General features: G+C 65.9%; 21 protein-coding genes. 12 read left to right on the plus strand and 9 right to left on the minus strand.

The window, feature by feature from the left end; all coding sequences use genetic code 11:
- Positions 1-118: integrase core domain-containing protein (locus E3T50_RS05350; RefSeq protein ID WP_166784209.1), on the plus strand; the 118-nt coding region annotated here is incomplete at its 5' end.
- Here E3T50_RS05350 and E3T50_RS05355 read toward each other — a convergent pair.
- A complete protein-coding gene (locus E3T50_RS05355) occupies positions 115-876 on the minus strand; it encodes an IclR family transcriptional regulator (protein WP_134550934.1) in 762 nt (253 codons plus the stop codon). The two genes, E3T50_RS05350 and E3T50_RS05355, sit on opposite strands and share 4 nt — an antisense overlap.
- A gap of 192 nt (positions 877-1068) precedes the next feature.
- Here E3T50_RS05355 and E3T50_RS05360 point away from each other — a divergent pair, with 192 nt between their 5' ends.
- Genes E3T50_RS05360 through E3T50_RS05380 form a run of 6 tightly spaced genes read left to right on the plus strand, consistent with a single transcriptional unit; the run spans position 1069 to position 9388 of the window.
- On the plus strand, positions 1069-1857 hold the full coding sequence (locus E3T50_RS05360) for a hydroxypyruvate isomerase family protein (protein WP_134550935.1): 789 nt from the start codon (positions 1069-1071) through the stop codon (positions 1855-1857).
- 43 nt (positions 1858-1900) lie between these two features.
- Positions 1901-2824 (plus strand): 2-hydroxy-3-oxopropionate reductase, encoded by a 924-nt coding sequence (locus E3T50_RS05365; protein ID WP_134551044.1) that lies wholly within the window; start codon positions 1901-1903, stop codon positions 2822-2824.
- Positions 2817-4595, plus strand: a complete 1779-nt coding sequence (gene gcl, locus E3T50_RS05370) for a glyoxylate carboligase (RefSeq protein WP_134550936.1) — start codon at positions 2817-2819, stop codon at positions 4593-4595. The genes E3T50_RS05365 and gcl overlap by 8 nt, the downstream gene beginning before the upstream one ends.
- A gap of 50 nt (positions 4596-4645) precedes the next feature.
- Entirely contained in the window at positions 4646-6820 is a 2175-nt protein-coding gene (locus E3T50_RS05375; protein WP_420898716.1) for an FAD-binding and (Fe-S)-binding domain-containing protein, read from the plus strand.
- Positions 6813-7580: a (Fe-S)-binding protein gene (locus tag E3T50_RS16940; RefSeq protein WP_420898717.1), complete on the plus strand. Its 768-nt coding sequence runs from the start codon at positions 6813-6815 to the stop codon at positions 7578-7580. Before E3T50_RS05375 ends, E3T50_RS16940 begins: the two co-directional genes overlap by 8 nt.
- A gap of 53 nt (positions 7581-7633) precedes the next feature.
- A complete protein-coding gene (locus E3T50_RS05380) occupies positions 7634-9388 on the plus strand; it encodes an L-lactate permease (protein WP_134550937.1) in 1755 nt (584 codons plus the stop codon).
- Positions 9389-9410: 22 nt separating this feature from the next.
- Here the strand turns inward: E3T50_RS05380 and E3T50_RS05385 are convergent, their stop codons facing one another.
- Positions 9411-11033, minus strand: coding sequence for a tetratricopeptide repeat-containing diguanylate cyclase (locus E3T50_RS05385; protein ID WP_166784210.1), 1623 nt, complete (start codon positions 11031-11033; stop codon positions 9411-9413).
- Between the two features lie 585 nt (positions 11034-11618).
- On the opposite strand from E3T50_RS05385, the gene E3T50_RS05390 reads away from it, so the two are divergent.
- The gene (locus E3T50_RS05390) at positions 11619-12281 is read left to right on the plus strand and encodes a DUF7002 family protein (RefSeq protein WP_134550939.1); all 663 of its coding nucleotides are present in this window, start codon (positions 11619-11621) and stop codon (positions 12279-12281) included.
- Between the two features lie 12 nt (positions 12282-12293).
- Here E3T50_RS05390 and E3T50_RS05395 read toward each other — a convergent pair whose 3' ends face one another.
- Positions 12294-13154 carry a nuclease-related domain-containing protein gene (locus tag E3T50_RS05395; RefSeq protein WP_166784211.1) on the minus strand — a complete coding sequence of 287 codons (861 nt, stop codon included), beginning with the start codon at positions 13152-13154 and terminating at the stop codon, positions 12294-12296.
- A gap of 257 nt (positions 13155-13411) precedes the next feature.
- Here E3T50_RS05395 and E3T50_RS05400 point away from each other — a divergent pair, with 257 nt between their 5' ends.
- Entirely contained in the window at positions 13412-13621 is a 210-nt protein-coding gene (locus E3T50_RS05400) for a hypothetical protein (protein ID WP_134550941.1), read from the plus strand.
- Between the two features lie 53 nt (positions 13622-13674).
- Here the strand turns inward: E3T50_RS05400 and E3T50_RS05405 are convergent, their stop codons facing one another.
- Positions 13675-14148, minus strand: coding sequence for a heme-degrading domain-containing protein (locus E3T50_RS05405; protein WP_134550942.1), 474 nt, complete (start codon positions 14146-14148; stop codon positions 13675-13677).
- 60 nt (positions 14149-14208) lie between these two features.
- Positions 14209-14895, minus strand: a complete 687-nt coding sequence (locus E3T50_RS05410; RefSeq protein WP_134550943.1) for a hypothetical protein — start codon at positions 14893-14895, stop codon at positions 14209-14211.
- Between the two features lie 170 nt (positions 14896-15065).
- Between E3T50_RS05410 and E3T50_RS16945 the strand changes: the two genes are divergently transcribed.
- Positions 15066-16082, plus strand: a complete 1017-nt coding sequence (locus E3T50_RS16945) for an HNH endonuclease family protein (RefSeq protein ID WP_420898718.1) — start codon at positions 15066-15068, stop codon at positions 16080-16082.
- On the opposite strand, the gene E3T50_RS05420 is transcribed toward E3T50_RS16945, so the two are convergent.
- Positions 15992-16792: a nuclease-related domain-containing protein gene (locus E3T50_RS05420; RefSeq protein ID WP_134550944.1), complete on the minus strand. Its 801-nt coding sequence runs from the start codon at positions 16790-16792 to the stop codon at positions 15992-15994. The genes E3T50_RS16945 and E3T50_RS05420 overlap by 91 nt on opposite strands.
- 285 nt (positions 16793-17077) lie before the next feature.
- Here E3T50_RS05420 and E3T50_RS05425 point away from each other — a divergent pair, with 285 nt between their 5' ends.
- Positions 17078-17653 carry a PepSY domain-containing protein gene (locus E3T50_RS05425; protein WP_134460343.1) on the plus strand — a complete coding sequence of 192 codons (576 nt, stop codon included), beginning with the start codon at positions 17078-17080 and terminating at the stop codon, positions 17651-17653.
- 71 nt (positions 17654-17724) lie between these two features.
- Here E3T50_RS05425 and rraA read toward each other — a convergent pair whose 3' ends face one another.
- The 3 genes from rraA to E3T50_RS05440 all read right to left on the minus strand — a co-directional run bounded on the left by rraA (position 17725) and on the right by E3T50_RS05440 (position 20256).
- Positions 17725-18192 carry a ribonuclease E activity regulator RraA gene (gene rraA, locus E3T50_RS05430; RefSeq protein ID WP_134550945.1) on the minus strand — a complete coding sequence of 156 codons (468 nt, stop codon included), beginning with the start codon at positions 18190-18192 and terminating at the stop codon, positions 17725-17727.
- A gap of 85 nt (positions 18193-18277) precedes the next feature.
- Positions 18278-19387, minus strand: a complete 1110-nt coding sequence (gene menC / locus E3T50_RS05435) for an o-succinylbenzoate synthase (RefSeq protein WP_134550946.1) — start codon at positions 19385-19387, stop codon at positions 18278-18280.
- Entirely contained in the window at positions 19384-20256 is an 873-nt protein-coding gene (locus tag E3T50_RS05440; RefSeq protein ID WP_134550947.1) for a chorismate synthase, read from the minus strand. The genes menC and E3T50_RS05440 overlap by 4 nt, the downstream gene beginning before the upstream one ends.
- A 117-nt stretch (positions 20257-20373) precedes the next feature.
- Between E3T50_RS05440 and E3T50_RS05445 the strand changes: the two genes are divergently transcribed.
- A complete protein-coding gene (locus E3T50_RS05445) occupies positions 20374-20643 on the plus strand; it encodes an acylphosphatase (RefSeq protein ID WP_134550948.1) in 270 nt (89 codons plus the stop codon).
- Positions 20644-20711 lie beyond the last annotated feature (68 nt).

The following is a 20711-nucleotide window of genomic DNA, read 5'->3' on the forward strand; positions in this document are numbered from 1 at the left end:
CCGAGCAGCAACGTACCTGGACTGGATTCATAGCTACAATCACCACAGACCCCATACCGGCATCGGCGGCAAATCACCCATCGACCGCGTTCACAACGTCAGTGGGAAGAACACCTAGGCCGCTGGGTTCAGGTCCCGGGAAATAGACTGCGCGGCGGCGCGCAGCGCGGGAATGGCACGCTGCGCAAACGCCTCGTCGACCCGGGATACCGGCCCGGAGACGCTGATAGCGGTGGGCGTCGGCGCATCCGGAACTCCCATAGCGAAGCAGCGCACACCGATTTCCTGCTCACCGTCGTCGACGGAGTAGCCTCGTTCCCGGATCCTGGCGAGATCGGCCAGCAGATCATCCACCGTGCCGATACTCATGGTCGTGGGCGTCGGCATGCCTACCCTGGCCACAATAGCGCGCACGGCGTCATCGCCCAGCTGCGCCAGAATCGCCTTGCCGACTCCGGTGGCGTGAGTGTGCGCGCGCCGGCCGACCTCCGTGAACATGCGCATAGAGTGCTTGGACGGAGCCTGGGCGATGTAAAGCGCCATGTCGGCGTCAAGAACGGCCATGTTCGCCGTCTCCCCGAGCTGGTCGACCAGCGACCGAAGTTGCGCGCCGGCGAGGGCGCCGAGCTGCTTGCTGGCTGCCGCTCCGAGGCGAATGAGTCCGGGGCCCAGGGCGTACCGCCGATTGGCGAGCTGGCGGATGTACCCCTTGGCCATCAGTGTGCGCAGCAGTCGATGAATGGTCGGCAACGGCAGGTCAGTGGAGGCGGCGAGTTCGCTCAGCATCACCGCTCCACCAGCAGCCGTGATCAGTTCCAGAAGTTCAAAAACCCGCTCCACCGACTGCACACCGCTACCAGCCGCACGTTCCGCCATCTCCAAGCCTCCAGACCGTGTGTGACAACAAATATCTGCAGTGCGGAAATCGTCGCCGGGTTCCCCAGAGTACACAGCGGTTGACGTGGGGCCGCACCGACCATATTATTTTCGTAGCGCAGAACTTTTCTTCCACAATGCGAAATTACGTGGAATGAAACCGCTCATTTGTCGACTCGAGCAAGGAAGCCCATGCCGTACACCGTGAATTGCTCCATCCTGCTGACCGAGCTGCCGATGCTCCAGCGCCCGGCCGCTGCCAAGGCCGCCGGATTCGACGCGGTCGAGTTCTGGTGGCCCTTTGCCGCCGCCGTTCCCACCGACACGGAGATTGCCGACTTTGAGAACGCGATCACGGACGCCGACGTTCGACTGACCGGTTTGAACTTTGCTGCCGGGGACATGCCGGCCGGGGACCGGGGTCTGGTCTCCTGGCCCGCGCGTTCCAACGAGTTTCGCGACAACCTGGCGGTCACGGCTGGTATCGGCGAGCGCCTCGGCTGCTTGTCCTTCAATGCCCTCTACGGAAACCGCATCGACGGCGTCACCGCTGAGGAACAAGACGACCTCGCTGTCGAAAACCTCTCCCTCGCCTCGCAAGCCGTCGCCCCGATCGGCGGCACCGTGCTTCTGGAGCCGGTGAGCGGCGCACCGAGGTATCCCCTGCGAACGGCGGCCGACGTGCTGGCCGTAATCAACCGGGTGAGCGCCCAGACCGGCGACACGAACATCAAACTGCTCGCCGACTTGTACCACCTCGCCGTCAACGGCGACGACGTCGAAGCCGTGATCGCCGAGCACGCACACCTATTCGGCCACATCCAGATTGCCGACGCACCGGGCCGCGGCGAACCAGGAACGGGCACGCTTCCGATTCGCGAGTGGCTCGCGCGCAGTCACGATCTCGGCTACGAGGGCGCCATCGGGCTTGAGTACAAGACGGCCGCAGCAAACCCGTTCGCTTGGCTCGAAGCCGTCTAACCGAACAAGCCCATCCACCACCCGTCAGAAAAGGACAATGAAAATGATCAATGTTGCCGTCATCGGCCTGGGAATCATGGGCCTTCCCATGGCGATCAATCTCGTCAAGGCCGGTCACAACGTCATCGGCTTCAATCGCAGTCCGGCACGGATCGATCAGTTGATTGCCGCGGGCGGTATCGGCGCGGCCAACATCGCCGAAGCCGTGCGGGATGCCCATGTCGTGATCACGATGCTGCCCGACTCGCCCGATGTCGAAGACGTCGTCGGCGGCCCGGACGGCGTCTTCGCCAACACTCCGGCCGGCGCCTCGTGGATTGACACCAGCACCATCCGTCCCGACGTCACCGTTCGCCTCGCCAACGCCGCACGGGACGCCGGGCTCAAGGCCGTCGACGCCCCCGTTTCCGGTGGCGAGGCCGGCGCGATCGAGGGCACCCTGTCAATCATGGTCGGCGGGGACGCCGCCGACGTTGAGGCCGTTCGCGGCGTGCTGGACGCGGTGGGCAGCACCGTCGTCCACGTCGGTCCGGCCGGGTCCGGCCAAACGGTCAAAGCCGCTAACCAGCTCATCGTCGCCGGCACTATCCAGCTCGTCGCCGAGGCGCTGGTATTTCTGGAAGCACACTCGGTTGACACCGCGGCCGCCGTCAAGGTGTTGGCTGGCGGACTGGCCGGCAATCGCATCCTGGATCGCAAAGCCGCCTCGATGGTGGCGCGCCGCTTCGAACCGGGTTTCCGGGTCGACCTGCACCACAAGGACCTGGGCATCGTCACCGCCGCCGCCCGCGCCGCCGGCGTCTCCATTCCGCTGGGTGCGATGGTGGCCCAGCTGATGGGCGCCCTGCGCGCCGAAGGCCACGGTTCGCTCGATCATTCGGCTCTGCTGTTGCTGGTCGAGCAGATGTCCGGCCGCTCGCACACCGAAACACCAACGATTCAGCTCCAAGGAGAACCACATGTCTAAAATGCGTGCAGTCGACGTCGCCGTCGCCATCCTCGAGAAAGAGGGAGCCACCCAGACCTTCGGCGTGCCGGGCGCCGCCATCAACCCGTTCTACTCGGCCATGCGCGCCCACGGCGGCATCGACCATATCCTGGCCCGCCATGTAGAGGGCGCGTCGCACATGGCCGAGGGATTCACCCGCACCAAAGCCGGCAACATCGGCGTGTGCATCGGCACCTCCGGGCCGGCCGGCACGGACATGATGACCGGGCTCTACTCCGCATGGGCCGACTCCACGGCCATCCTCTGCATCACCGGCCAGGCGCCGGTGAGCAAGCTGCACAAGGAAGACTTCCAGGGCGTCGATATCGCCTCTATTGCGGCACCCGTCACCAAGATGGCCGTCACCGTGCTCGAGGCCGGGCAGGTTCCCGGTGTCTTCCAGAAGGCGTTCTATCTGATGCGCTCCGGCCGCCCGGGCCCGGTACTGATCGACCTGCCGATCGATGTGCAGCTCACGGAAATCGAGTTCGACATCGACACCTATGAGCCGCTGGCTGTGGCCCGGCCCGCGGCATCGGTTGCCCAGCTGAAGAAGGCACTCTCCATGCTGCTGCTCGCCAAGCGCCCGGTGATCATCGCCGGCGGAGGCGTGATCAACGCGGACGCCTCACAGCAGCTGGTGCAACTCGCCGAGGTGTTGAACATTCCGGTGATTCCCACGTTGATGGGCTGGGGCAGCATTCCCGACGACCACCGGCTCGCGGCCGGCATGGTGGGACTGATGACCTCGCACCGCTACGGCAATGCGACCATGCTCGAATCGGATTTCGTTCTCGGCATCGGCAACCGCTGGGCGAACCGGCACACCGGCGGCCTCGACACATACACAAAGGGTCGTACGTTCATTCATATCGACATCGAGCCCACCCAGATCGGGCGTATCTTCTCACCCGACTTCGGCATCGTCTCCGATGCCGGGGCTGCGCTTGCCGGTCTGGTTGAACTTGCACGGGAATGCAAGGCCGAAGGCGGACTGCCCGATTGGGAGAGCTGGGTCGAGAGCTGCGTGCACCGTAAGAATACGATGCAGCGCAAGACACACTTCGACAACGTCCCGATGAAACCGCAACGCGTGTATGAGGAGATGAATCGCGCATTCGGCACCGAGACCCGATATGTGACCACGATCGGGCTCTCCCAGATTGCCGGGGCACAGTTTCTGAACGTGTTCCACCCGCGGCACTGGATCAATTGCGGCCAGGCCGGTCCCCTCGGCTGGACGCTGCCCGCCGCCCTGGGCGTAGCCGTGGCCGATCCGACGAAGACGGTCGTCGGGCTCAGCGGCGACTACGATTTTCAGTTCATGATCGAAGAACTAGCGGTGGGCGCCCAATTCCACATCCCGTACCTCCATGTCGTCGTGAACAACTCCTATCTCGGCCTGATCCGACAGGCGCAGCGCCGGTTCGACATGGATTACCAGGTGTCGCTCGCGTTCGAGAACATCAACTCGCCCGAGCTCGAGGGCTACGGCGTCGACCACGTCAAGGTGGCCGAGGGCCTCGGCTGCAAAGCCATCCGGGTGCGCGAAGCCGACGATCTGCAGGCAGCGTTCGCGCAAGCCCAGGCCTGGATGGCCGAGTTCCGGGTTCCCGTGGTCGTCGAGGTCATCCTCGAGCGGGTCACTAATATCTCGATGGCCGCCGCCGAGATCGACGCCGTTACCGAGTTCGAAGCCCTCGCCGAGACAGCGGCCGATGCGCCCACCGCGCTCTCCTTTATGGTCTGACTCGGCCCATTGACTGAGTGCACGTGCAATTCACGAACAAGGGAGTTCTTGTGAGTACAACAACCGTTAGCGACCAGACCGGCAGTACCGTGTTCGGTGCGCTCCGCGCGGCCGTGGCCGATCCGGCCCGGGTGAAGACCCGCGCCCTCGACCTTTACGCCAACGCACACGATGCCTCGCACTTCCTGCTTATCCCGCAGGCGGTCGTGGTAGCCACAAACGCTGCCGAGGTCGGCGCGCTCCTGCGCGCCGCTGCCGCGCAGGGCATGCACCTCACGTTCCGGTCGGGAGGCACCAGCCTGAGCGGGCAGGCCATCACCGACGGGGTACTGGTCGATGTGCGTCGCAACTTCAAGAACATCGAGGTGCTCGACGAGGGCCTCCGGGTGCGGGTGCAGCCGGGCGCCACTGTGCGTGCCGTGAACACCCGGCTGGCCCAGTACGGCCGTAAGTTCGGGCCCGACCCGGCCAGCGAGTCCGCCGCAACCATCGGCGGCGTCGTGGCGAACAATTCCTCCGGAATGGCGTGCGGAACCGTCGATAACACCTACCAGACCCTCGAATCGGTCATCGTGGTGCTGCCCAGCGGCACCGTCGTCGACACCGGGGCTGCGGATGCCGATGATCATCTCCTCAGACGGGAACCGGTTTTGTACAACGGCCTGCTCGAACTGGCGCGACGCACCCGAAGCAGCGCGGCATCCGTCGCCACTATTCGGCAGCAGTTCTCGATGAAGAACACCATGGGCTACGGCGTGAACTCCCTTCTGGACTTCGACCGGCCGGTAGACATGCTCGCGCACCTGATTGTGGGCAGCGAGGGCACGCTGGGCTTCGTGGCCGAGGTGGTTTTTCGTACCGTGCCCAAGCTGCCGCACGTGACGACGGCACTGCTCGTGTTTCCCGGGCTCGAGGCCGCCACAGCCGCGCTGCCCGCCCTCGTGGCGACCGGCGCGGCCACCCTCGAACTCATGGACGCGCTATCGCTGACTGTGGGACAGCAGATGCCCGGCGCCCCGGCCATCGTGCTCGACCTCGTTATCCACGAGCACGCCGCCCTCCTCGTGGAATACCACGCCGAGTCGTCCGAGAAACTGGCGCAGCTGCTCGAGACCGGTATGCAGACCGTCAACACGCTGGATCTCACCCTGCCGGCCGATTTCACGACCGATGCGGGCATCCGCGGCCAGCTGTGGTACCTGCGCAAGGGGATCATCCCGGCCGTGGGCGGCACCCGGCCGCAGGGCACGAGCGCACTGCTCGAAGACATCGTGGTTCCCGTGCCGGCGCTCGCCCGCACCTGCATGGAACTGATTCGACTGTTCGCCAAGTACGAGTACGAGAACTCCATGATCTTCGGTCATGCCAAAGACGGCAACGTGCACTTCATGCTCACCGACGATTTCGGCAGCCCGACCGGACTGGAACGGTTCAGTCGGTTCACCGAAGACCTCGTCGACCTCGTACTCGGCGAGGGTGGTTCGCTCAAGGCCGAGCACGGCACCGGACGCGTGATGGCACCCTACGTGCAACGCCAATACGGCGACGAACTCTACGACGTCATGCGGCGCATCAAGGTATTGTTCGACCCGGCCGGCCTGCTCAACCCGGGCGTGCTCATCAATGATGATCCGGCTGCGCACCTCAAGGACCTCAAGGCCATCCCTGCAGTGGCGAAAGAAGTAGACCGCTGCACCGAGTGTGGCTGGTGCGAACCGGTGTGCCCGAGCCGAAACGTGACGCTCACACCCCGGCAGCGCATCGTATCGCTGCGTGCAATCGAACAGGCCCGGCTCGATGGCAATCTCGCCCTCGTGGCCGAGCTGGAAAAGGACTACGAGTACGACGCCGTGCAGACCTGCGCCGCCGACGGCATGTGCCAGACAGCCTGCCCGGTGACGATCAACACCGGCGACCTCATGAAACGCCTGCGCCGGGACGACGCCAACCCGGTCGAGAAGGCAATCTGGAATGTTGCCGCGAAGAACTGGGGCGCCGTGACCCGGGGTGCTGGCGTGGCCCTGAGTGTGGTTCGCACGATACCCGTCGGCGTCATCCTCGCGCCCAACAAGCTGGCCCGCGCCGTGCTCGGCACAGACGCAGTGCCCCTCTATTCCCCCGAACTGCCCGGTGGCGGCGCCAGCCGCAAACGTCGAGCGGTGACGACTGCGCCCCAGGCACACTCATCTATCACCGTCGAAGAAAGCGAAACCAGCCATGCGTAATCCACCGTCGGAAACCACCCGGCAGCGTGCCCTGCCAGCGGATGCGCCGCAGGCCGTCTATTTTCCCGCTTGCGTGCAAACGATGTTCGGTCCGGCCACCACCGGAACTTGCGGCGTACAGGTCGGCTTCGAGCAGTTGTGCGAACGCGCCGGCATCACCCTCCTCGTTCCGGCCGGAATCGACGCGCTGTGCTGCGGCACACCATGGTCGTCCAAGGGCATGGTCGACGGGCTCGCCACCATGAGCCGAAAGACCCTCGCCGCCCTGCGCACCGCCACCAATGAGGGCGAACTGCCCGTCATCTGTGACGCCTCCTCCTGCACAGAGGGCCTGCGCCACATCATCGAGGGCGACACCAGCGCGCGGCCCTTGACCGTCATCGACGCGGTCGAGTTCGCCGCCACCCACATCCTGCCGAGCCTGCCGGGGTATCAGAAAATCGAATCTCTCGCGCTGCACCCCACTTGCTCCTCCACCCGGATGGGCATCAACCCGGCGCTCGACACCATCGCCGACGCCATCGCCGAACACGTCGAAATCCCCGAGAATTGGGGGTGCTGCGCGTTCGCCGGCGACCGAGGAATGCTCCATCCCGAACTCACCGCATCCGCCACCCGCGCCCAGGCCGCGGACGTCGTCGCCATGGGTGCCACCGCCCACGCCTCCTGCAACCGCACCTGCGAACTCGGAATGACGCGTGCCACCGGCAAACCGTATCGCCACGTGCTCGAGATCCTGGAAGAGGTGACGCGACCGTAGTGAGCTAACGCTCCACCACGCACCACCACACTCGAAAACAAAGGAGTTTTTTCGTGAAATCCGTCGATGCACCATTTCAGCAAATCATCGATCCGATAGCTGGATCCCTGGTCCTTTCGGCCATCTGCGCCGCACTGCCCCTCATCCTCCTGTTCGTGCTGCTCGGCGTTTTCAAGGTCAAGGCGCACAAGGCCGCCCTGGCCAGCCTGCTCTTGTCCGTTGTGCTTGCCCTGCTCGGCTGGCAGATGCCAGTCGGCCAGACACTCAGCGCCGTCGGAGCAGGAGCCGTCTACGGAATGATCCCGATCCTGTGGATCCTCATCAACGCCCTGTGGATCTTCAAGCTGACCGTCGCGACCCCCTGGTTCGAGGTGCTCGGGCGCACCATCCGTTCCATTAGTGATGACATGCGGATTCTGTCGATCCTGATCGCTTTCTGCTTTGGCGCGCTGCTCGAGGCACTGGCTGGTTTCGGCGCACCGGTGGCCATTACCGCAGCCATGCTCCTGGCCGCCGGTATGAAACCGCTCAAATCGGCGATGGTGGCGCTACTTGCCAACACTGCCCCGGTGGCTTTCGGATCGGTGGCGGCGCCGATCATCGCCCTCAGCGGCGTCACTGGGCTCCCCATTCATGACCTCGCGTCGATGATCGGTCGGCAGACCCCGTTCATGGCCCTGCTGGTACCGCTCGTGTTGGTCTTCATCGTCGACGGCAAGCGCGGCGTGAAGCAGACCTGGCCGGTGGCGGTAGTCGCCGGCGTTGTCTTCGCGGTGGCGCAGTTTTTCGCCTCCAACTTCCTTGCCGTCGAACTGGTGGACGTGATCGCCGCTCTCGCGACCATCGCTGCCGTACTGGTCATGTTGCGGTTCTGGCAGCCGTGCGAAACCATCGGATTGCCGACGGCAGCCGCCAATGCACCCTCGGATGACGTGCGGGTGCGCACCGGCGCTGTCGGTGACGACGGTGGGCTCGAGGTTCGGGCCGGGGCGTCCGCTGCCGCCGCTTCCCTGGTTGTGGCAACATCGCCGATCGACGCCGCGCCGGTGAAAACGACGCGTCCCGAACCTCGGCAGGTATGGACGGCCATCGCCCCCTACCTGATCATCATCGTGATCTTCTCGATTGCGCAAGTCCCGATAGTCAAGGCGTGGCTGACCGCTTTCGGCAGCGTGACGTTCCAGTGGCCGGGACTGGATGTGACCGACCCAGAGGGCAATCCGGTTGTCGCGCAGCTCTTCAAACTGGACCATCTCAAGGCAGCCGGCACATCCGTGCTGATCTCCGGTGCGGTCCTGATGGCCCTGTACAAGATCACCCCCCGCCAAGGACTGCAGATCTACCGGGAAACCCTGCTGCAGCTGCGCTGGACCATCGTCACCGTCACCGCAGTGCTCGCCCTGTCGTTCGTGATGAATCTGTCCGGACAGGCCAGCACGCTGGGCGTCGCCCTCGCCTCCACCGGCGGCTTCTTCGCCGTGCTCTCCCCGCTACTGGGGTGGATCGGTGTGGCCTTGACCGGCTCCGACACCTCGTCCAACTCCCTGTTCGGGCAGCTGCAGGTCTCTGCCGCCAACTCGAGTGGCCTCTCGCCCGTCTTGATGGCTGCGGCGAATTCCTCAGCCGGGGTGCTGGGCAAAATGCTCTCGCTGCAAAATCTTGCAGTGGCCGCGGCCGCCGTCGGACTCGCCGGGGCGGAGAGCACGCTCCTACGCAAGCTCATTGGTTGGAGTCTGGGCCTGCTCGTGCTGATGACCCTCCTGATCTGGCTCCAATCCACCCCCGTGCTCGGCTGGATGGTGCCCTGACGGCGGCGCTCGCGGTGGCGAGCTAGGGAATCGCCACCGCGACGGGTTGGGCCACGTGAACGCGGTCCCGCCCGCTGTGCTTGGCCTCGTAGAGAGCGGCATCCGCTCGGGCCAGCCAGGCCGAGACAGGTTCGTTTGGCTCGAGTGCCGCCACCCCCGCGCTCACGGTGCAGGCCAGCCCCGGAGCGAGGCTCCCCCAGTCGTAGCCGCGCACGGAGGTCAAAAGCCGTTCGCAGGCCGCCGTCGCTTCAGCCAGGCTGGTTTCAGCGAAGACGAGCAGGAATTCCTCGCCGCCCACCCGCACCGCGAGGTCGGTGCCGCGGGTGACCGCGCGCAGCATCGAGGCCATCACCGTGAGAACTCGATCACCCGTCGCGTGACCGTGGACGTCATTCACCTGCTTGAAGTGATCGAAATCAATCATGGCGGCGCAGAGCGGTCGCGTGCCTTTCTCGTCGTGGCCCATCAACCACGGCAATTCACGGTCGAGTGCGCGACGATTCAACAGGCGGGTGAGTGGATCGGTGTTTGCCTGGTCGTCGAGTTCCTTGGCCCGGAGGCGTTCCACTCCCACTTCCAGTTGGGATTTCTCGACCTCGTGGCGCGCCTGTTCGATTTCGATGGTGTTGATCAGCATCTGAGCCTGCAGCCCGGCTGTCTGTACGGTCATGAGCAGTGTCACGGCGTGCAACTGCTCATGGTGCGCCAGCGCCTGCGCGAAGCGCCCGCCCGCCTTGTGCATCTCATACAGTGACCGGTGCAGCTTGGCGAGCAGCGCCGGTTCGTCATCGACGTCGGGATTGACGAGCTGGGCTTCCATCATGGCGGTGGCTTCGTCGAAACAGCCGGAAGCCCGTACCAGCTCCGCGAGCTGGGCGTCGATGTCGATCTCGAGGCTGCGGTAGCCGTGCACCGTGCTGAGTACCTTGCCCTGCCGACCTTGCTCCCGAGCCTCGTCGTGCCGCCCGAGCCCGATCAGCAGGCTCACGAGGTTGGTGCGCGCAATCGCCTCCTGAAAGGGATTTTGCTGCTGCTGCGCGAGACCAACCGCCTCGCGCAGGAGAACCAACCCGTCAGTGAAGGGCTGCGAGGCGTCTTCGTCGCGGGAGAGCATGGCGCGAGCCATGGTCAGATAGGTGTCGCCGAGGTTGTTCAGCGCCGTGAAACTCGTCTCCGGGTCGTGCAGCGCTTCGGCGAGTACCAGAGCCTGCTTGCCCAGGTCTACCGAGCGCACGGCGTCGCCCATGGCCCCGTGCACCAGCGACGAGCGGCTCAGCGCCCAGAATTCCGCCGTCGGGTTGGCGCACGCGCGTGCCGCCGCGACCGCGCCGAGCACGTGGTGGAGTGCTGTCTCATTGAGGGCGGTGTCGGAGAACGCCAGCGCGAGCGTGCAGTGCACCTTCGACTGGGCCAGCCGGTCGCCACTTGCCGTGTAGTACTCCAACGCCAGAAGGCCCTGCTTGACCGATGCCTGATAGTCGCCCAGCCGCAGGCGATGCATCATAAGCAACTCCCGGGCACGTGCTATTTGGCCGGGAGTCGCCTCGGGGCGGGTCAGCGCCTCTTCGGCCTGGTCCGCGCCGAGTCGATGCTCCCCCTGCGCACGTGCTCGTTTACTGCTCGCGAGGAGGTCGTCGAGGCTCATCGAAAGCTCTCCTGCGACAGCAGTGTCATTAAGGATCATGGTGCAGCCCCCAGCAGTCTGCGGCTCAACTAGAACCGGGTAGCGGCCCGCGCGCACGCAAACCGCCTCTGAGCCATTTCTGCTCATAGGGCAAGCATAGGGATGAACCAGCCCGAACAGTTCCCCCGACTAACCCCGTACGGGTCATCGGCGGTTATTTTCGCGAAGGGCCAGCCCAGCACTGGTCTGCACCGACCGGTTCCCGGCGGTGATCAGCCAGCCAGGACGCCTCCTCTGTCGTCGTCGTTCTGCCCCTCACACCGCTGCGGGCCGGCGAAAGCTTCGCCACCGATCCGAACGAGTCAGCACTCGCCGGGCCGGAATTTCGGGCGCACGTGACAGTTGAGCAACAGGGGCGAGTGCAGTCGGGTGACGAACTCAGACTGATCCAGGTTGCCGTCGTGGACATGGCGCTCGGAACGGCGACGAGCGGCCGCATGTACTCGCGACGCTCGACCGTGGCGATTTCGAGGCATCGACCCCTGATTACGATATGTGTCCGTAAGCCTGGCTCGGCGCCGCTCCGGCGGCGAGTACGCTCGAATCGTGTTGTCTCGCGATCTGATTCGTCTGTACCCCGAGCTCTACCATGTGGCGGCCGACGGCAGTTGGCCCGCGATCGAGCGGCATGGGCTGCTCAGCCCGTCCGCGCTCGTGACCCGCTGGGGCGTCAAGCAGGGGGCCCCGCAAGCGGCCATTCTGGCTAAGCGGCGAGGCGAGTCGCGCGTGCTGGAGCATGCGGAATTCGGCACCGCGGTCATCCGTCATCAGAAGGCCATTCATGAGCCATCGCTCGACGACGCCCTCGACGATATGACACTCGCCGAGTGGTACGCAGCCCTGAACGAGCGAGTATTCTTTCACCTGCAGCCGCGACTTCTGCGCGACCTGCTGACCGCCCGCTCCTATCGGGATGACGCCCACACCGTCATCACCCTGAGCACCAGAAGCCTGGTCGCCGCTCACGAAGACGAGATAGAGCTCAGCGCGATCAACTCCGGCTTCGCGCAGCGGCACAGCAGGGAGCCACGCGGGCGGGACACCTTCGTGTCGATCGCACACTTTCACCACCCGACCCGGTCACACGCGGTGACCAAGGGGCAGGACATCGCCGAACTCGCCATCCCACGTGGTGTGCGCGACCTGCGCGACCACGTGGTGCGCGTCGAGCGGATGCGCGAGGGCACAGTTCTCGAGCGCCTCGCCTGACGCCTCGGCTGGTCAGCGGGCGGCGAGGTACTCGGCGACGAGGGGCGACATCGCGCCGAAGAGCACTGCCACGGTCGCCGCCAGAACCGTGAATGTGGTGCGTCGGGTGCGAGCATCTGCTACCTGCTGTTCCAGCGCGGTGAACCGTGCGTTCAGGTGCGCCGAAGCGAATGGCTGGCCCGCGGCAAGCCAGGTTGATGGATCGTCGATGATCGCGGCGAGCGCGGCCTGCTGGTGCGGGCTGAACACTTGCTGGCGCCCCACGAGCCATCGGCGCAGACGTGGCGAGTCGATGACCGTCACCGCGTCAGGTTTGCCGGCAAGCAGAATTTTGTGCGTTTTGACCAGCACAATCACGGGTTGAACCTCGGTCGTCGCCGGCATCGCTGCGGCCAGCAGCGCGGTGATCTGGGCCGATTCGAACCGGGCATCCCGCAGGTACGGGAAAGCGCGATCGCCAATCGGAATCGAGCGCGGCGCGCCGAACAGGTCGCGATCCCAGCGGGTCCGTGAATTGATAGCGAAGATGCCACCCGGGCCCAGCACGAGATGGTCGACCCAGAACGCCGTGTTGCGAATGGGCAGGGAATGGTAGACGCTGTAGCCGGTTGGCAGTCGCGCGAGAATGTCGCCGACAGTCCTCTCGGCCTGTGCTGCGCGCAACCAACTGAGCTCGTTTGCGTCGAGCGGCGAGGCACCGAGGATGCGCGCGAGCCGGGATCGCGGCGGCCGATCATCGTACTGACGGAGCAGTTCCTCGACGACGGATTGCCCAGCGAAGCGACCGGGGACAGCGGGTGTTTCCGGCGTCGTAAGCGGGGCAGGCTCGTGATCCCGAGCATGCCCCCCAGCGCCAAGAATTGTAAAAGCCATGTTCACTTGCCTCACCCACGGATTCGTATCAACCATCATGATGGCATCGACACCTGACAATTCTGCGTGAACGACCTGCCGTGTTGCAGCATTGGCTGGCAAATCCTTGGTAATTCACAGAAGCGCTGCGCGGGCGACGTGCGAGCTGAGCGGAGCATCCGCTGTCACTGCAGGGCGTCGGCCCCGAATGCCGCCTCCCCCAGTACGCAGGGCAACGTCGGCTAGCCTGAAAGCCTCCCCACCGATTGGAATTGCACGTGAAACACCTGACCTTCAACGTTTGCGCGATCGCGGGACTCGGTTTCAGCGGCCTAGCCGTGCTTCTGCTGCTGGCCAATCTCGTCTCGGGCAACGAGTTCGTCGACGCGATCCTGCCAGCGGCCGTTGTCTCCCTCGTGGTCGGCGGCGCGTTCTCGGTGCGCGCCCGCCTGCTCTCGGCCAAGGGCCACGGGCCCGCCAAACGCTGACCGCAGAACGCTGGCCGCAGAGCGCAAGCGACGCGCCGCACGGTGCGAGCGGGTCACGCAGACGCTAGGTGCGCCCCCAATGCCTCGACGACGAGGGCATGGTCGTCGAGCTGCGGCAGACCGGAGACACCGACCATTCCCACGATCGACCCACGAACGAACAGCGGAAACGCTCCCCCGTGCGCCGCGAACCGGGTCAGGTCGAGCCGGGAATCGACGTCGAAGTCGACGCCGCGGCTGCGAAATTCCACGCCGACGGCGAGCGAGGAGTGCCCGTAGCGGCGTACGACGGCGAACTTGCGCTCCAGCCAGCCGTCATTATCAGCGGATGCTCCCGCCAGGCCAGCATGAAACACCCGCTGGTCACCCAGCATGATCGCGATCGCAACCGGCAACGTCTGCTCAGCGGCGAGCGTGCGCAACCGGGTTCCGAGCATCCAGGCGTCGTCGTGGCTGAACGCGTCGAACTGCAGGATACGTTCCTGCTCGAGCAGGGTCTGCAGGTGGGCGAGGTCGTCGGTGTGCATCGATGTCCAATCCGGGGCATCGTTGCCGCCGTGGTTATAAGCACCGGAATCGGTGGATTATCAGACCCCCACGCTACCGGGCCGCGGCGCGATAGACGGGCGAATGCCCCAGGTCAGCGGGTTGTCGATCACGGCGGCGAGTTCCATGCGTTCGATGGGCCGCAAGACCTGAGGGCGCGCGGCCAGCCAGGCGCCGAGCGTGGCCGCGCCGAGCACCGGCGGAGTTCTGCCCGACGGCGAGCGGCCGGTGACCCACAGGGCGCGGGTGCCCAGCAGGACGAGCGCTGGCTGCACCGCCGTTCGCAGCGGCAGCCGACCCCGCAGCAACAGCGTGAGGCGGTATGCGCCGGCTTCGGCGACCGCGAGATCCGGGGAGCGCGGCCCTGCAACGAGCACCGTGTGGCGGTGCACCCAGACGATGTGGCCGTCGTAGGGCTGCGCGTGCAACGCAAAGATGCCGCCGGGGCCAACGAGGAGGCGCACGGTGCTCGCTCCGTCGTCGCCGCCGAGCGCGGTCGAGGTGAAGGCAGCCCAGTGTTGCGGCAGCGTCGCGAGCAGGGTGTCGACGGCGGTGTCGGTGCGCGCGCGAGCCAGGGCCAGAGCGTCGGGCGTCGCCGCAGCGTTGCGCGACGCCCGGCCAAGCAGCCAGAACAGGCCAGTTGATGATCGAGGCGCTCCGGTGCGATTCGATTCGGGCATTTCCGGCGGCGTCGACAGGCGCCGCCGCGTGGAGAGTATGTGAGTCATGAGTGCTCCTCGCCGGGTTTTATATCCTGCCAGTGCCACCCCATCGGCATGACCCCCAGAATAGGGGGGCTTTCACCAAGCGGATATCACCCCGCTGCCCCTGAGTCGAGACGGCCGGGTTGTACAACGTATATTCGAAGGGTCGTGCGCCTGCGGCCAGAAGGAGCCTTATGACCGTTCGACGCCCGACCCGGTCGGTTCTGGTGATCGGGGTGATCGTGGGCGTGCTCGCGGCGATCCTGATCGGTACGGCGGTGACGGGCACATCCGTTTCGCCTGATCGGGCCCGAACTATGGGCAGCGCGACGCCGACGGCTGCACGGCCGGCCACCACCGCCCCCGAGCCCGCGGCCCTCGCCGTGCTCGCGACACTGCCGATCAAGGGGCGCGCGCCGAAGACCGGCTATGACCGCGAGGAAAGCTTCGGATCAGCCTGGCAAGACGTCGACCAGAACGGATGCGACACCCGCAACGACATTCTGGCCCGCGACCTGACCGTGCTCGTGGTCGACAGTGGCTGTGAAGTGCAGAGCGGCACCCTGCTCGGGCCATACACGGGCCTGACCATCGCTTTCGTGCGTGGGCAGACGACCTCGTCGCTCGTGCAGATCGACCACGTCGTGGCGTTGTCGAATGCATGGCAGACCGGCGCGCAGCAGCTGTCGCAGCAGCAGCGGGTGGCGTTGGCCAATGATCCGCTCAACCTGCTTGCCGTTGACGGCGTGACCAACTCGCGCAAGGGAGATGGCGACACGGCCACCTGGTTGCCGCCGCTGAACAGCTACCGGTGCATCTATGTGGCGCGGCAGGTCTCGGTCAAAGCGGCCCATGCGCTGTGGGTGACCCCGGCTGAGCATGATGCGATGACGCGCATACTGTCAGACTGCCCCGACGAGCTTTCGAGCACCGGCATCGCGCCGGGCGACGCGCCCGAACCGGCAGAGCCGGACGACGAGACCCCGAGCAACGTCTTTTCCCAACCTGCACCGCCGCACGTGAGGCCGGCGCGGCCCCCGTGCACGCCGGAGATCCCGGCTACGGCAGCCACCTCGACCGCGACGGCGACGGCAGCGCCTGCGAATAGGCCGCCGGCAGGCTACGGCGCGCCGAGCAGTCGGGGCACTATCAGCAGCATCTCCAGCGCCGTGAAGGTGGTGAACACCATTCCGCACAGTAACCACAGCTGACGGGTGCGACGTGCACGAGCCACCTCCGTTTCCAGGACAGCAAAGCGCTGCAGGATCTCGGCCGGTTCCAGCGCCGTGAGCGCCTGCCAGAGCACGGGATTTTCGACGTATCCGGCAATTGCCAGCCGGTCGAGTGGGGCCAGCACCGGAGGTAGTCCCTGCAACCAGGCGCAGAGGTCGGGCGCCTCAATGATTTTCACCCGTGACGGCTGTGCCTGCACGATCACGTTCTTGGCGTCGACGAGCACGACGACGCCGCGCACCGATGCGGGGCGCGGCATCCGCTGGGCGAGAAAGGCAGTGAGGCTACCCGCCTCATATTCGGCCTGCCTCAAATAGGGAATCTTTCGGGCACCGATCTGCACATTGCGGCTGGCGACCTGCACCGATTTGCGCGCTTGCCGGTGGGAATGGAGGGTGAACACCCCGGCCGGTCCGATCACAAGGTGGTCGACGTCGGCACCGCTCTCGCCCACCGGCAGGGAATGAAAAACGATCCATTCCCGCGGCAGCTCGGCCAGAGCCAGCCCCACGGCGATTTCCGCGCGGGCGGCGTCAAAGCAGCGCACGCTGCCTGCGCCGAGCGGGGATCGACCGATCAGGCGTTCCAGCGAACTGCGGGGCGCGACCAGGCGTTGCTCCAGCAGGAGCACTTCCATGCTCGACTGCGCCGGGCAACGCTGTCGCATGATCGGAGCATCGAAAGTCACGGTTCTCCTGTCGGGTACCTGAATGTAGCCTGCCGAGGACCGGCCCGAGCAGCCCCCGAACCGGGAGTTGCGGGGGCCCCCGATGTGCGATCGAGCGTGCTCGAACAGTTCGCCGCAGCGGATGCGTTGAATCACCCCTGACGCGCGGCCCGGTCGGCCCGCCGGTCGATCAGCTGCGGCTAGCCGATTCAGGGGTGTACATACTTTCGCTTATGCTTAAGCCAGCAACTTGGCATGGCCGTTTGGTCTTCCGCGCCTGAGAGCCCGACCAAAGGTACCTGCAGTATGAACAAGAAGAATATTCTCCTGGCCAGCGCCGCTGGCGTCGCACTCGTATTGGGCGGCGCGGGCCTTGCCCTGGCCGCAACCAACCTCGGCGACAACGATGGCCCGCTCAGCGGCGAAACCCTCGACCGCGCGAGCAACGCCGCCCTGGCCGAAGTCGGTCCGGGAACCGTGTCGAGCGCCGAGCGCAACGATGACGGCGGAAGCGCTTACGACCTTGCGGTCCGCCTCGACAACGGCACCGAGGTCGACCTCGAACTCAACGATGCCTTCGACGTGGTCTGGGTCGGCGACTACGACAACACCAGTGACGACTCCTCGAACAACAGCGAGGCGGCGCCGAGCCCGAGCGCCACGGCCGACGCGAGCGCCGCCGACCAGGCCGCCAGCGAGCGTGCCAGCGCGGAAGCCGCCGCCCTCGTCGCGGTCGGCAACGGTCGCGTGACCGATTTTGATCGGGACGAAGACTGGGACCACGTGTACGAGGTTGAGGTCACCCTCGACGATGGCACCGACCGCGACGTCGAGCTCGACGCCGGCTTCGTCGTCGTGCGCATCGACGACGTTCAGCAGTAAGAGCCGTTCAGCAGTAAGAGCCGTTCAGCAGGAGGCCCGGAGCGAAATTGCTCGGGGCCTCCTGCTGTTGGTCAGCGTTCGACGAGGATACCGTCTTCGTCGCAGTAGACGGTGCGCCCGGGGGTGAAGACGACGCCGGCGATCTCGACGACGGTGTCCGCCACCCCGGAACCGGTCTTGGAACTCTTGCGGGGGTTGCTGCCGAGGGCCTTGACGCCGAGGTCGAGGGCACCGATGGCGACCCGGTCACGCACGGCGCCGTTGATGATCGCGCCGGACCATCCGTTCGCGACGGCGAGGTCGGCGATTATGTCGCCCATGAGCGCCGAGTTCAACGAGCCGCCGCCGTCGATGACGAGTACGGCACCGTCGCCGGGCGTGGACAGGATCGACTTGAGCAGCGCGTTGTCCTCAAAGCAGGTCACCGTGCGGATCGGGCCGCTGAACCGGGCGCGCCCACCGATCGTCTGAAACTGCAGGGGTACGGATTGCAGCTCGTCACCACGCTCGTCGTAGAGGTCGGCGGTCAATACGGTCATTGTTCCTCCAGGTTTTCAATGCTTCCAGAGTAGGCCCCGAGCATGCCGGCCGTGGAGCAGGGTCGGGGCGCTCTGGTGACCCAGGCTAGAAACGGATGCTGTCGGTTCTCGCGGTCACACTGTCCAGCACGTCGGACAGTACCTCCACGCCGATACCTGGGCCGGTCGGCACCCGCAGGTGCCCGTTCTCGAGCTCGAACGGTGCGGTGAGGTCCTCTGCGAAATACCGGTTCGAGGCCGAGGTGTCGCCCGGCAGTATGAAGTTCGGCAGGGCGGCGAGGGCCACGTTGGCCGCCCGGCCGATGCCGGTTTCGAGCATGCCGCCGCACCAGACCGGAACGCCGTGGGCCGCGGCGACATCGTGGATGCGCCGAGCCTCGAGATAGCCGCCGACCCGGGCCGGTTTCACGTTGATGATGCTGCACGCGCCGAGGGTGATCGCCGTCGCGGCGTCGCGGGCGGATCCGATCGATTCGTCGAGGCAGATCGGCGTGGAGATGAGCCTGGCCAGGTTGGCATGGCCAAGCAGGTCGTCCTCCTTCATCGGCTGTTCCATCAGCAGCAGGTCGAACGGGTCGAGCAGGGCGAGGTGGCGGGCATCGACGAGGGTGTATGCGGTGTTCGCGTCGACCTGCAACAGCAGGTCAGGACCAAAGCGCTCGCGCACGGCCCGCACAGGGGCAAGGTCCCAGCCTGGTTCGATTTTCAGTTTGATACGCAGGTAGCCTTCATCGAGATAGCCGGCGACGACGTCGAGCAGCTCGGGGACCGAATTCACGATGCCGACCGAGACGCCGGCCGGCACGCTGTCGCGCACCGCGCCGAGATGGTTGCCGAAGGAGGCGCCGGTGGTTTTGAGTTGCGCATCGAGAATGGCCGTTTCGAGAACGGCCTTGCTCATCCTGTGCCCCTTGACCGGTTCGAGTGCGGAGGCGACGAGTTCGGCGCTGAGCCGGTCGCCCACCGCCTGCAGCCGGGGCACCAGGTGGTCGCGAATAACCAGGTCGCTCGCGTCGAGAAATTCGGAGCTGTACAGGGGACGGGCGTCGGCGGCGCACTCGGCCCAGCCCTCGGCATCCGCTGTGATGACGCGCACCACGGTCACTACCCGCTCGGTGGCCGTGCCGAACGAGGTGCGGAACGGCCGCACTAACGGCATGTGCACCCGGCGCAGCTCGATGGTCTCGATTTTCATGCGGTTCCTCCCGGTGCGAGTCGGTACCAGCCGTCACGGCTGACTCCGCGGGCTACGTGCCCCGACGCGAACACGTCGGTGAAAATAGCCCGGACGCTGAGCCGCCACCGGGCGGCCAGCCGCGGGTCCAGCCCGCGCAGCGCCACAATATCAGTGGGAACCCGGCACCACAGAGCACCATTCGCCGCAACGAAGGCCGGTTCGCCGTCGGGGCCGAGCCGGAGCACATCATGCAGCCCGAAGTCGGGAAGCCCAACCGCAACCGGGCGGTCTTCGCTGCAGGCAGCCGACTCGTCGCTCGTGAGCGGCCACACCGCGACCAGGCGGTCGCTGGGGTCGTTGGCGTTCATTTCGCCCATCATCGGGCCGTAGAAATCAACGGCGTACTCACTCGCGTGGGCGCCGAGTTTGGTGAGGTTGAAGCGGGCATTGCGGCTGACCAAGGGGTCGAAGGTCCAGGTCATCTCGGATAGGTCACGGTCCAGGCCCCAGGCCCGCTGGTGCTGTTTCAGGGCAAAGCCGACGCCGTGGTCGCTGTTGCCGGGCAGCACCCCGGCAATCAGGGAGTACATCGACGCGATCTTTTTCGACGGGGACGATGGCGTGACGATCGCCGCAGCGGCGCCGACGAGGCGGCCGGCCTGGTCCCGGGCCACGGTCACATTGCAGCCGGCGTGACCGATGCTGCAGAGCAGTTCGGAGGGGATGACGCTCTCGCCGGGTGGCAGCCGCCAGACCGTGTTGAAGAGCGTTTCTATCTCCAGAAAACCGGCGAGGCTGCCCTCGTTGCTCACCAGCACGCCGGCCGATTCGGCCGCCACCCGGGCCGCGGCCTGGGCTTGTTGGGCAAGGGCTGAGTTCTGCGACATTTGATCAGTGTGGCATTCTCGGCCGCCCGTGTCTTGCCCCGCCACTGTGACTCGACCTGCGCGTGGTCCAGAGCGAAGGAGCGCGCACGGTCCCCGCGCCCGGTGCACACTGGTGGGGTGATTCGTAAACGCGTGCTCGCCCGCGGCGAGGTGCAGGGCGTCGGATTTCGGTACCATGCCCGGGCCCAGGCCCTGCACCTCGGGCTCGTCGGGTATGCCCGCAACCGGCCGGACGGAACGGTGGAACTCGAGCTCGAGGGGCTGGAGGCATCCGTTTCGCGCATGCTGCGCTGGCTCGAAACCGGCCCGCGCTACGCCGTCGTGACCGCGCTCGAGGTGAGCGATGTGGCCACAACGGGCGAGAGCGAGTTTCAGATCACCGGCTGAGGTCGGGGGCCGCCCAGCGCTGGCGTAGCGTTAGCCTATGACCGCGCGCACGAGCCCCGCCGGGGGGC

Source organism: Cryobacterium gelidum (genome assembly GCF_004403985.1).
GTDB classification, from domain to species: domain Bacteria; phylum Actinomycetota; class Actinomycetes; order Actinomycetales; family Microbacteriaceae; genus Cryobacterium; species Cryobacterium gelidum.

Bases quoted from the DNA above. Each gene is read 5' to 3' on its own strand.
- E3T50_RS05355 (WP_134550934.1), bottom strand. From the start codon at position 876: ATGGCGGAACGTGCGGCTGGTAGCGGTGTGCAGTCGGTGGAGCGGGTT.
- E3T50_RS05360 (WP_134550935.1), top strand. From the start codon at position 1,069: ATGCCGTACACCGTGAATTGCTCCATCCTGCTGACCGAGCTGCCGATG.
- E3T50_RS05365 (WP_134551044.1), top strand. From the start codon at position 1,901: ATGATCAATGTTGCCGTCATCGGCCTGGGAATCATGGGCCTTCCCATG.
- gcl (WP_134550936.1), top strand. From the start codon at position 2,817: ATGTCTAAAATGCGTGCAGTCGACGTCGCCGTCGCCATCCTCGAGAAA.
- E3T50_RS16940 (WP_420898717.1), top strand. From the start codon at position 6,813: ATGCGTAATCCACCGTCGGAAACCACCCGGCAGCGTGCCCTGCCAGCG.
- E3T50_RS05385 (WP_166784210.1), bottom strand. From the start codon at position 11,033: ATGAGCCTCGACGACCTCCTCGCGAGCAGTAAACGAGCACGTGCGCAG.
- E3T50_RS05395 (WP_166784211.1), bottom strand. From the start codon at position 13,154: ATGGCTTTTACAATTCTTGGCGCTGGGGGGCATGCTCGGGATCACGAG.
- E3T50_RS05405 (WP_134550942.1), bottom strand. From the start codon at position 14,148: ATGCACACCGACGACCTCGCCCACCTGCAGACCCTGCTCGAGCAGGAA.
- E3T50_RS05410 (WP_134550943.1), bottom strand. From the start codon at position 14,895: ATGACTCACATACTCTCCACGCGGCGGCGCCTGTCGACGCCGCCGGAA.
- E3T50_RS16945 (WP_420898718.1), top strand. From the start codon at position 15,066: ATGACCGTTCGACGCCCGACCCGGTCGGTTCTGGTGATCGGGGTGATC.
- E3T50_RS05425 (WP_134460343.1), top strand. From the start codon at position 17,078: ATGAACAAGAAGAATATTCTCCTGGCCAGCGCCGCTGGCGTCGCACTC.
- rraA (WP_134550945.1), bottom strand. From the start codon at position 18,192: ATGACCGTATTGACCGCCGACCTCTACGACGAGCGTGGTGACGAGCTG.
- menC (WP_134550946.1), bottom strand. From the start codon at position 19,387: ATGAAAATCGAGACCATCGAGCTGCGCCGGGTGCACATGCCGTTAGTG.
- E3T50_RS05440 (WP_134550947.1), bottom strand. From the start codon at position 20,256: ATGTCGCAGAACTCAGCCCTTGCCCAACAAGCCCAGGCCGCGGCCCGG.